Source organism: Psychroflexus sp. MES1-P1E, from assembly GCF_002836055.1.
Taxonomy (GTDB): Bacteria; Bacteroidota; Bacteroidia; order Flavobacteriales; family Flavobacteriaceae; genus Psychroflexus.
On the sequence record NZ_PJBS01000095.1, the window covers coordinates 1 to 11,678 of the forward strand.

Annotated in this window: 7 protein-coding genes and 1 pseudogene; 5 read left to right on the forward strand and 3 right to left on the reverse strand. The window is 33.9% G+C overall.

Annotated elements, in window-relative coordinates; translation table 11 throughout:
• Together CXF67_RS02170 and CXF67_RS02175 are read left to right on the forward strand one after the other, a co-directional pair.
• On the forward strand, window positions 1-534 hold a 534-nt coding region (locus CXF67_RS02170), incomplete at its 5' end, for a GLPGLI family protein (protein ID WP_102087255.1).
• Window position 535: 1 nt separating this feature from the next.
• The gene (locus tag CXF67_RS02175) at window positions 536-3,175 is read left to right on the forward strand and encodes a carboxypeptidase-like regulatory domain-containing protein (RefSeq protein ID WP_257984557.1); all 2,640 of its coding nucleotides are present in this window, start codon (window positions 536-538) and stop codon (window positions 3,173-3,175) included.
• A 259-nt stretch (window positions 3,176-3,434) separates the two neighbouring features.
• Here the strand turns inward: CXF67_RS02175 and CXF67_RS02180 are convergent, their stop codons facing one another.
• Window positions 3,435-6,416, reverse strand: a complete 2,982-nt coding sequence (locus tag CXF67_RS02180; RefSeq protein ID WP_102087256.1) for a M16 family metallopeptidase — start codon at window positions 6,414-6,416, stop codon at window positions 3,435-3,437.
• 878 nt (window positions 6,417-7,294) lie between these two features.
• Between CXF67_RS02180 and CXF67_RS02185 the strand changes: the two genes are divergently transcribed.
• A complete protein-coding gene (locus CXF67_RS02185; protein WP_102087257.1) occupies window positions 7,295-8,002 on the forward strand; it encodes a class I SAM-dependent methyltransferase in 708 nt (235 codons plus the stop codon).
• A 228-nt stretch (window positions 8,003-8,230) separates the two neighbouring features.
• Window positions 8,231-8,998, forward strand: a complete 768-nt coding sequence (locus CXF67_RS02190; RefSeq protein WP_102087258.1) for a DUF481 domain-containing protein — start codon at window positions 8,231-8,233, stop codon at window positions 8,996-8,998.
• A gap of 538 nt (window positions 8,999-9,536) precedes the next feature.
• Here the strand turns inward: CXF67_RS02190 and CXF67_RS02195 are convergent.
• Window positions 9,537-10,022 (reverse strand): YybH family protein, encoded by a 486-nt coding sequence (locus CXF67_RS02195; RefSeq protein WP_102087259.1) that lies wholly within the window; start codon window positions 10,020-10,022, stop codon window positions 9,537-9,539.
• Between the two features lie 384 nt (window positions 10,023-10,406).
• Between CXF67_RS02195 and CXF67_RS02200 the strand changes: the two are divergent.
• Window positions 10,407-10,763 (forward strand): annotated as a pseudogene (locus tag CXF67_RS02200) (transposase); the annotation flags it as partial.
• A 237-nt stretch (window positions 10,764-11,000) separates the two neighbouring features.
• Here CXF67_RS02200 and CXF67_RS02205 read toward each other — a convergent pair.
• A complete protein-coding gene (locus tag CXF67_RS02205) occupies window positions 11,001-11,483 on the reverse strand; it encodes a LytR/AlgR family response regulator transcription factor (RefSeq protein ID WP_102087260.1) in 483 nt (160 codons plus the stop codon).
• Between the last annotated feature and the right edge of the window lie 195 nt (window positions 11,484-11,678).

An 11,678-nucleotide genomic window follows, 5' to 3' on the forward strand; every position in this document is an offset into this window, starting at 1 on the left:
AGAAAAACACCAAAGACTAAATTCTATGAAATCATTTTAAAAGATTATAAAAACAAACAAATCAAAGTTTCAGATAGGATAGCTGGTGACGTATTTTTATATACTGAAAACATTGCTCCATATGTTTGGGAGGTTAAAAAAGATAAAAAAACTGTAAACGAATTCAAGGTTCAAAAAGCAATTACAAATTTTGCAGGACGTGAATATGAGGCTTGGTTTACAGAGGAAATACCTATAACTCAAGGACCTTATAAGTTTGATGGTTTACCTGGCTTAATTATTCAAATAAGTGACACGGAAAATCATTATAACTATCAACTAATTTCTTTTAAGAAATTAAAAGCAAAAAAAGGAATTGAAGATTTTGATAACAATAAAAATTATATAAAAACTACTAAAGATCAATTACATCAAATTAAACAGGATTTTTTTGATGATCCTATATCGCGCATTCCATTCGACTTAACTCCTGAAGCTAAGCGAAGAATAAAAGAGAAATATAAGAAGCGAAACAACCCTATAGAATTAGAATAATTTGAGGGATATTTTTTTGTATGTATTAATATCAATTTGCGTATCAAGTTATGCTCAATCCCTCATTTCTGGCAAAGTCAGTAATGAAAATAATAGTGGCCTAAGCGGAGCAACGGTCATGGTCAGTAAAGATTCTACAGGAAGCATTTTGTCTTATGGCATTAGTAATGGGGAGGGGAATTTTAAAATTAAGCTTTCTTCAGAATTGGATAGCCTTTATCTAAAAATATCCTACTTAGGCTATAAATCTTGGTCAAAGGTTATCCAGAATACAGATCAAGAACTAGAGGTGCAGCTTTCGCCATCTTCCGAAGAGCTTAAGGAAGTCTTAGTCAGGTCCAAAGAAATTGAGCAAAGAGGAGATACCCTTAATTATTCAGTTTCAGCCTTCACAGACCAAAAAGATCGCGTCATTGCCGATGTACTCAAAAAAATGCCAGGCATAGAAGTAATGCCTGGAGGGCAAATCAAGTACCAGGGCGAGCTCATAGAGAAATACTATATAGAGGGCTTGGATTTATTGGAAGGACGTTATAGTTTAGCCAATAATAATATTGCAGCCAAAGATGTGTCTCAAGTACAAATTCTGGAGAATCACCAACCTATTAAAATGCTGGATAGTCTTGTGTTTTCAGAACGGGCTTCGCTCAACATCAAACTCAAAAAAGAAGTCACTGTGAGCGGTAATGCCGAGCTTGGTTCTGGATTTTCACCCTTGCTTTGGAAAGTGAAAGCAACTCCTATGTTGTTTACCAAAAAGAACCAGGCCATCGTTACTTACCAAGCCAATAATACGGGAAGTGATGCTTCCAGAGAAATAAGAGATTTTTCTATTGAAGATTTTGGTCGTGAAGAGTTTAATATTTCAAAGTCAGACTGGCTATCCGTTCGGCAATTGGCAGAACCTCCTTTTACGCAAGAACGTTGGCTAGATAATAATGTGCATTTAGGATCTGTGAATTATTTGATTCGGCTAAAAAAAGAGGTTGACCTCAAAGCAAATATTTCCTATTTAAACGATGCTCAGCAACAAATCGGGAACACGCAAACCCGCTTTTTCACCCCAACAGATACCATCGATTTATTGGAAAACACCACTAATGATTTGTTTATGAATACGTTGCAGTCCAAGTTTACTTTAGAACGAAATACCAATGACAATTATTTAAAAAACGAACTGGAAATCAATGGATTTTGGGATTCTCAAAGGGGACAAATTATGACAGAGAATGATGAAGTACAGCAACAATTATCCAATCCGTTTACAGCCATCAGGAACAAATTACGATTTCTAAAACCTGTAGGAAAGCAGCTGGTCACCTTTAGGTCCAATACAGGCTTCACCGAAGCTAACCAAAGCCTGGAAGTATCTCCGGGGCAATTTGAGAATTCATTAAACAGCGGCCAAGCATTTGATGCGATTCAGCAAACCATACAAACAACTACCTTCTTTACTGATAACACAGTGGGATTCACCAAACAGATGAAAGGGATCACCGTTTCACCAGAAGTTGGGATTTCAGTAAAAAACCAATTCTTGGGAAGTCAGTTAAGGTTTTTGGATACGGATGGAGTAGAAATTTTAGGTAGAGATTTTCAAAATGATCTTGATTTTTTGAGTTCACGATTCTATGTTACTAGCAAATTTACTTACAAAAGAAATAATTGGAATGTAAGATTGACTACTCCTGTAAATTTTAGAAGTTTCGACATTGAGGATGAGTCCTTAAATGAAAGTCAAAGTCTAAGCCGGCTTACTTTCGAGCCGAATCTCTACATCAGGAATAAGATTTCAGCCTTTTGGGAAACCAGTGTTTCAGCCAATCTTAGCAACGATTTTGGCGATTTGCAGCGACTTTATTATGGGTTTATTCTTAACAATTACAGAAACCTACAGCGGTATAATTCACCTTTACCAGAAAACTTCAGTCAGAATTATTCCTGGCGATTGCGGTTTAGGAATCCATTAAAATCTCTTTTTGCCAGTCTTTCTTATTCTTTTAGCAGAACAAAACGGAATTTATTGTATAGCAATGAGATTGATCAAAACGCTGCAAGCATTTTTGAAGCTATAGAGCAGGACAATTTTTCAAATTCTCATAGACTGAATGTCAAGGCGAGTAAATATTTTAGAAATATAAACACAACATTCAGCATTGGCAGCAATTACTCAATTTCCAATCGCGAACAAATTTTAAACAGTAATCTAGCCGATGTAGAAAATCAGACTATAGGCTTCAACTTCGATGTAGAATCTGAAATTACAGACTGGCTAAGTTCAAGTTATATGGGAAATTTCAATTATTTACAAACCCGTTTTAAAGATAGGGATTTCGATGAAATAAGAACTCAGCTGCACGAATTAGATCTATTTTTTTATGTAGCAGATAATCAATATTTCAGTTTGGATACAGAATACTATTTTAATAATATTTCTGAGGAAAACCGAAATAATTATTTTCTGAATTTCAACTATCAATATACTTTCGAAGAAATAGGCATAGACCTAAATGCGAGTTGGAATAATGTCCTCAACACCGATGAATTTATTCGCGTTTCCAATACAGATTTCTCCTACGTGCAAAGTACCTACCTTTTAAGGCCTTCTCAGATTTTAGTTAGCCTGAAGTTTTTGTTTTAAGCCTAGGTTATAAAGATCATTTACTTTTTTCATCTTAAACATTTTCCTTTTGCCTTTGAACAAGAAAACAAATGTAGATCAGGATGAACAGATTATATTGTTTTTCATTTACCTCTTCCAGTGCCATCGCATTAGCTTTTGATGCGTGGTCTTTCCCAAATTAGAACTGTTTAGTTTTCTAAAACTACACCAATGTCCATTTAAATAAAAACCCCAGCATTTTAAATGAAATGCTGGGGTTTTCTATGTTTGACTTAATTTAAAGTTTGACCTTTTTAATGCTTTCTTTTTCTTTCTTTTCGTAGTTAAAAAGATAGTCAATATCCAATTCTTTAACCATCCCTAGTTTACCAAGTGCATCAAAATCCAAATCCTTTTTGTTACCTATCACTGCTACATTATAGTCTTGACCTTTAATGTTTTCATCAAAGAATACTCTTAGGTCATCAAAGGTCATTTTTTCGATGGTCTTGTACATTTCCTCTCGGTAATCATTGGATATCCCTCTTTTCTTCAGGCCTTCAAACGTCCAGAAAATATCTGACTTTGTAATGCGTTCAGCAGCAATTTGCTTTAAGGTAGCTTTTTTGGCTTGGTTAAATTGTTCTTCCGCTTCAGGCATGTCGTTCATCAATTCCATCATAGCATCTACCGCTTGTTCTAGCTTGTTGGCTTGTGTGCCTACATACGCCATTGTGAAATCTGGCTCTCCTTCTTCAGATGCCATTCTATAGCCTGCATAAGCAGAATAAGCCAAAGACTTAGATTCTCTTATCTCCTGAAAAACAATAGAAGATAAACCGCTTCCAAAGTAGGTATTGAATAATCTAGAAGCCGCCATTTTTTCTTTATTAAAAGTATCCCCTTTAGAAATGAGCATGATTTCACTTTGGACCATATCATAGTCAACAAAATACACATTACCTCCTGTATCTAGGTTTTGGTACTCTATTTCCACAGGATAATCCAACAAAGTCTCAGGTATTATATGATGTGTATCTAAAGATGCAACAGCAGCATCCACATCGTTTCCATAATAAAATACACGTTGTTTGTACGCCCGCAAATCTTTCATCTTATCTACCAATTCTGCAGGATCAAATGCTTTTAGTTCTGCTTCAGAATAGATGTTTCGCAGTCTAGAATTTTCACCATACTGGGCATAGTTCATCATTCCATTTCTAAATATAAACCCTTTTTGAGTTTTTGAATCTTGTCTTCCTTTCAGGAGGCTTTCTACATATTTATCGTAAGCTTCTTGGTTAGGCTTTGCATTGTCCCAAAGGTTCTCTAATAAGACTAAACCTGCATCAAGATTTTCTTTTAAGCCAGAGATACCAACGTAAGTTTTATCATTAGATGAAAATACATTGTAGTTTATTCCAATTTTATAAAATTCTTGTTTTAGCTCTTCTGATGTATATTTATCGGTACCTAAATAATCTAAATAACCAGCAGCAAGAGACACCATTCTGTCATTATCTTGACCCATATCAAAAATGATATTCAAATTAAAAATATCATTGTTTGGATTTTTAATATAGGAAACTCCAATGTTATTCTTGGTTTTTGTTTCCAATATCGCTGTTTTATAGTCTATATATTGTGGCTCTAAATTTGGAGATTCAACGTCATTGAAAGTTTTCAAGAAGGCAGACTCTTTATCTCTATTCAATTCTATTGGAGTGATGCCAGGGTTTTCAACTTTAACTATAGCAGTATCTTCCCCTTTTAACTTATGTACTTCTACATAATTGTCTCCATAAAATTCGTTGGCAAACTTTACAATATCTTCTTTGCTAATTCCTTTCATTCTGTCGAGCATTTCCAATCTACTATTCCAGTCTTGAAAGCCAATAAAGGCCTCCAAATAAGAGTAAGCTGTAGAAGAAGCATTTTCGTATTGTCTGATCTGAGATAATCTTAAATCGTTGACAACTGCATCAAGCAACCAATCTTCAAATTCTCCTTTTTTAATTTTTTCTATTTGTTCCAATAGTAAATCGCTTACTTCATCTAAGGTTTGATTCTCTTTTGGGCTCCCATAAAGCAGATGGAATCCATAGTCATTATCAAAATTGGTATAAGAAGATGCGTTTTGTACGACTTGCTTCTGATTCAAATTTAAATCGATAAGTCCAGCTTGAGAATTGGCTAGCATATAATCTACAAGCGTAAGTAAAACTTCTTGTTCAGAACCTTTCCCTTCAGCTCTAAATGCTAAGTAAACAGACTCCGATGTAGGACCGTAGACTTCTTTTTTTACGGGTTTGGTGATGGGATCCAATTTTGGAAATGTAGGATGAGCTATTTCTTTACGTTCGTAATCTCCAAAAGCATCATTCACTTTTTGAATGGTAGCATCAAAATCCAAATCTCCTACCAAAATTACCGCCATATTGTTAGGAACATAATACTTATCAAAATAAGCATTAATAGCCTCCATAGATGGATTTTTTAAGTGTTCAGAAATTCCAATGGTAGATTGAGTTCCGTAGGGATGTGTTGGGAAAAGTCCTTCTAAGGTAGCGAAGTATTGCTTTCTGCCATCGTTATCTTGACCTCTGTTGAATTCTTCATAAACAGCTTCCAATTCGGTGTGAAACAAGCGTAAAACCAATTTGCTAAAACGCTCGCTTTCTACGGTTAACCATTTTTCCAATTCATTAGATGGTATTTTATTGACATAAACTGTCTGCTCGTTCGATGTAAAGGCGTTGGTGCCCTCAGCGCCTAAAGAACCCACCATTTTGTCATATTCGTTGGCTATGGTTAGTTTCGAAGCTTCATAAGAAACGGAATCTATTTGCTTGTAGATTATTTTTTTCTTCACAGGATCTTGTTCTTTTTTATGTACTTCGTATAAATCTGAAATTTCAGCAAGTAATTTAGATTCAGCTTTATAATCTGAAGTGCCTATGTCATCTGTACCTTTAAAGACCATGTGCTCTAGGTAATGGGCAAGTCCAGTATTATCGGCGGGGTCGTAGGTAGATCCAGCTCTTACAGCTATTAAGGTTTGAATTTTGGGATCTTCTTCATTCTTTCCAAGGTAGACTTTTAAACCATTATCCAAGGTGTAGAGTCTTAATCCTGAAGGGTCATTTTCTGCCATTTCATAGCTAAAACCATTGGCGTCTTCTTGTGTTTTAATGGGATAGCCTTCTTTTGTTGAATTTTGTGTACAACTGCTTAAAAGGGCAAGGCTTAGAATTAAGACACACGGCTTAATATATTTCATAAGATTGATTATTAAGAATTAATATATATATATGTATAAATATAGCTTGTATTCCACAAATAAACATCTCCCTTTTTGAAATATTTAAAGATTTAACTTCGTAATTAACTGTATTACACCAAATTAAATTTATAATGTGATATTAATAAATTGAATTATACGACGACGTAGCTCAGCACAGGTTTTTTGATTGATTGAAGTTAAAAATAATTAGCATAGCCTTAGTTACGGTAATTATTTTTGATAAAAAGCAGGCGAAAAAAGCCTGTGCCAAATTCGTATCGGTAAAACGATTTATTGCGATATTATAGGTTTAATTCGGTAATCGAGCCTGGTCTTATGTCAATGGTCATGAAGGTTCTATTCCTAAGGGATTCTTACCTGTTAATGAGATGAACAAACGGGACAGATAATTGGTAAATATGCTAGGACGAAAGAATCACATAAATGCTTATTTAGGGTTTAAAGCCTTTTATATTTGTATCAAATTTTATGGTGATGGCTTCTGAAAAACATAAAATAGTTTTAAATTATTTTCAGAACTTAGTTTTCTTTTCGCTTATCACGTCCAAGGTTTTTTTCAAAGCTTCAACTCTTCCAAAAAACTCTATAGGTTATTTATGCTATTTCCTTGATAATCAATGCCAATATTTAAGATTGGTATAAAGATGTCTAAAAAAAGACGGCCTAGCCATTTTGAATTTCCGTGGTATATTACTTTATGTTTAGATCCTGCTGTCATATAAAGCCTTTGTGTATATATTGTTTATTGCTTTATGCATGGTACAGACCACAAACAGTTCTTAAAAATTCAAATCCTTTCTTATTTCTTAATAAAAATCATTAATTTCAGTTAAGATCAAAAAAAGAGTTGTCTTATGAGAAAAATTATATGTTTACTCGCATTTTGCTTTTCAAGTACTTTAATAGCTCAAAGTCCAAGTTCAGTAGATATCTATACGTATAAGAAAGGAGATCCTAATGGTACAGGTAAATGGTATATGGAAAGAGAAATTGCCTATGTGATGGGTTTTCAAGGGATCAGTTGGCTAGAACGTTCTGAACGTGATAAGGAAGAGAATACGGCAAAATTATTACAACACATAAATCTCACCTCTGGGGATGTTATTGCAGATATTGGAGCTGGGTCCGGGTATCATGTGTTTAAAATGTCTTCAATAGCCAAAGATGTATTTGTTTATGCGGTCGATATTCAAGATGAAATGCTGGCAGAAATGAACGAACGTATTAAGGAAAACTCGATTGATAATGTGGCGCTTGTTAAAGGAAGTGAAAAGAGTGTCAACTTACCTGAAAACTCGGTTGATAAAATACTTATGGTAGATGTTTACCACGAGTTTAGTTACCCCATAGAAATGCTGGCTTCCATAAAAAGTGCTTTGCGAGCAGACGGTAAAATTTATTTAATCGAGTATCGAGCTGAAGATCCCAGTGTCCCCATTAAAGAGGTTCATAAAATGAGCGAAAAGCAAGCGGTTAAAGAATTTGAAGCTGCTGGATTTACGTTAGAAAAAAATAAAGAAAACCTTCCATGGCAACACTGTATGGTATTCGTTAAATCATAAATATATATTCCTAGATTTTCTTGGTGTTTCTCAGCAAAACCAAAGTAAACTCCACACCTTACTTTATGGCGAATCTATTATGGCGTTTTAATTTTTAAGATTAAGTTTTATGAAGGCAAAAACTAAATAGGATTCCTTTATGTGCATGATCTACAGAGAACATTTTTCTGTTTAGAATAAATGATTTATTTTGGCACTCCAATTTAAATAGGCTTATCCTTAATTAGAATGACTAAGTTTTTGTACTTCCTCTTGTTTTTTTCTCCGCTTCTTTCGGCTCAAATTAATGAAAGTGATACGCTTAGTATAAAGGCAAACCTTTCATTAACTGGATTTTATCAGGGCGGAAATGTAGAAACCATCATTTTTAGAGCAAAATCAGATTTTAGTTTTAAACCTTTAAAAAATTTGGTTTTCAAAACCCAAAATTCATATGTGTATCAAGAGTTTGGAAAGGAAAAAGCTGATGAGGATATTTTAAGTGTAAACTTTTTATACCTAAATCCCGACCGCAAAGTATATCCTTTACTATTAGGTTTTATAAGTACCAATTTCCGAAGAGAAATTGATTTACGTTCTCTGGTGGGGGCAGGGGTTACCTATCAAATTGTGAACAAGAAAAGCCACTGGCTAAAGCTTTCTCTTTCTAGTGAATACGAACAAACAGCTTTTGGTGAAACTAACTTTAACCGTTCAGACTATGATGGAAGTGAATCTATCAATACGTTTCGGGGTACCGTTTGGGTGAATGGTAAATATAATTTGTTTAAAAAGAAAGTCATTTTAAAACATGAACTCTATTTCCAGCCTTCTCTGGAGCAAAGCAATAATTTTAGATGGCAAGCAGATTTAGCTTTAGAACTGCCGCTTTGGAAGTTCTTAAATTTTAAGATAAACTATATCCATACTTTTGAGAGTATTGTGATCGAAAACCAAAGTCAAGAAGATAGATTTCTGACTTTTGGCTTTACCCTAAAAAGTTTTGGTCTTGACTGATGCAGCTATTTTGAAGAGGCCTAGTTGGTGAAGTAAAATCATTGTTTTCTTTTGCTACGAGGAATAATAGGGGAGTAGTTGGCCAGCATTTAGGGGGTTATAGATCAGTTTCGCTTTACGTCACAAAAAAGCCTTGCTTATCGCAAAGATTTTCGAAACCTCGTTGGTCCACAGTTGTTTATGAAGTTGAAAGTTTCTGTGTTGCCAAAATAAATAGAGAAAAATAATACCAAATTAAATTTATAATGTCGTATAAATAAATTGAATTATTTTTTGATTGATTGAGATTAAAAATAATTAGCATAGCCTTAGTTACGGTAATTATTTTTGATAAAAAGCAGGCGAAAAAGAAACGATTTATTGCGACATTATAGGTTTAATTAAGTATAAATTAAAAAAGCTCAAAGAATCAGTATTATAAATCTATGAGCCTAGAATTTAAGTGTCTCAAAATCAATAGAGAAAAGAGTTGTTTTTTACCTCAGTTCTTTGTTGTGCGTTCGTACTTTTATTTGGTTGGCATGGGTTCATTACTACTCTACATACCATAAATAGCCATCCACTTTCCTTCCTTATTTAGCTTAAGTATTTCTGTATATTTCCCAAATTCAACTATTGTATCATTTTTCGCCCCGTGAAACCGCATTGTAAACGTTCCAATTTCGTAACCTGAATTACCTATACTTTTAGCATCAATCGTTTTTACAGTTGCATCAATAATTCCGGCATCAATAGCTCCTTGCCAATATGCTTGAATGTTGGCGCGTCCAGTAACAATAGGTGCATTTGGCGGAAGTATAGAAGCATTCTCGTCATAAACAATGGCAGCAGCCACGGCATCTTTTGCTGTTAATGCTTTTGCAAAATCTCGGTTCATTTGTCCGAGTTCTTCTATAGTGGCAGATTTGGAAATTTCTTTTTCAACTTCTACCGTTGGTTCCTTTTGCTTTTGTTCACAACTTTGAATTGCAAAAGACAATGCAAATATCATTGTGATTAAAGTTAATTTGTTTAGTTTTTTCATAATTATACCTATTTAGTTAGTGCTTACTCTAATAGGTTTTCAGCTTCTCCATTTTTTCGTATACTGCAAAACATTTAAATGACACAATTTTTTGTATCACCTACTTTATCTACATTTTAAATTTAGTGATTTTTTTATTGTCTTAAAAATATTAACATTAAATACATGTTTTAATAAACGGTGAAATCTTGGATCTAATTAATTTAAATCTCAAATTATAGCATTAGAGTACACTCCTTTTAAATAATTAATAACCTCTAAACACATATCAAAAACATTGTTTTCTAGCGACGAATAGGCAAGTCAATAGCTAATTAATGGTATCCAATGGCTCTAGAATAACCTAGCATTGGTAAATTAATGGGTTTGCAAAAACCCATTGGTCTTACCGTCGGTTTTGATCGGTTTACAAGTGCAGCAGAACTATGCACCTACTCAGGTTTGACACTAGTGATTAAGCAAAGTGGGAGCAGTGTAAAAGGACGACCTCGAATACGTAAAATAGGCAATCAAAAATTTCGTAATTTATTATTTATGGGCTATTTTAATACCTGTAAACTAGCTGGCAGGGATGTACAACACATCTTGCAGAGATTTTTATCAAAGAATAGTTGCCAAAGAAAGAGTAAAAAAATAGCACTAATAGGAGTCTGTCATACCCTGTTGAAACAAGCCTTTGTAACCGCCAAATCAGGTTTGATCTATTGTGCTACTTATCGAAGTACTTTAGTGAGAAATTAATAACCTTTTACTCGTTTTTTACCACAGTACTTTGTTGTGCATAGTGCTTTTCACATTCAGCTTGGTTTTCCGATGTTTGTTATTTAGTTCGGAATTGAGCGTTGACGAGACATACTCTTTTGCAATTTTTGGTTTGTGTGGTGGCTGAAGCGAATTGCAAATGTGTATGACTTATACGTTGGTAAAAAAATAAAAGTGCTTACAAATTGAAGAGCAATCTTTTTCTTTCACTTTTGTTTATCTATCCATCCAAGGTTTAAAAGCTGATGCTTTTTCTTTTCCAACAATTATATCTTCTGCGTGTGAAGGTTTTATTTCAAGTTTTAGTTTCCCATTAAAATAGGAATGGACTCTTTTAATGGCATCAATATTCACTATGAATTGACGATTTATTTCAAAAAAATTATCCGGATGTAATTGGTCTTTCAAGCTTTCCAAAGAAAAATTAACCGGATATTCTCTTTTTTTGAAAGTAACAACAAAAGTGATGCTTTGCATACTATAAATAAAGCAATTTGCTCCTTTCCCCATATAATGATAAGGAAGCATACTGATGACTGCTATTGTCATAGACAAAACACAAGAGACTATTAGAAATTTGAAATGATCGACTTCAATGTTTGTTCTGTTTGTAGTGGATCCCATATACAAGACACTCATCAATAAAGAAACGAAAACGGAATTGATAGTAATGATGATTCCGGCTTTGTCATCTATCATTTTAAGTAAATTGTTTTGTTTTGGCTGAGTTTATTAAGCTAAAGGGAGCTACAAATTAATGCGCTAAATCAGCAAGGTCTTTATTGATGTATAAATCTCCTATAGGTATATGCATGTTATCTATAACTACCTTTCGTTTTAGAACTTTACTAATACCAATTTAAACCTATAATGTCGCAATAAATCATTTCTTTT

Bases quoted from the DNA above. Each gene is read 5' to 3' on its own strand.
- CXF67_RS02180 (WP_102087256.1), bottom strand. From the start codon at position 6,416: ATGAAATATATTAAGCCGTGTGTCTTAATTCTAAGCCTTGCCCTTTTA.
- CXF67_RS02185 (WP_102087257.1), top strand. From the start codon at position 7,295: ATGAGAAAAATTATATGTTTACTCGCATTTTGCTTTTCAAGTACTTTA.
- CXF67_RS02190 (WP_102087258.1), top strand. From the start codon at position 8,231: ATGACTAAGTTTTTGTACTTCCTCTTGTTTTTTTCTCCGCTTCTTTCG.
- CXF67_RS02195 (WP_102087259.1), bottom strand. From the start codon at position 10,022: ATGAAAAAACTAAACAAATTAACTTTAATCACAATGATATTTGCATTG.
- CXF67_RS02205 (WP_102087260.1), bottom strand. From the start codon at position 11,483: ATGATAGATGACAAAGCCGGAATCATCATTACTATCAATTCCGTTTTC.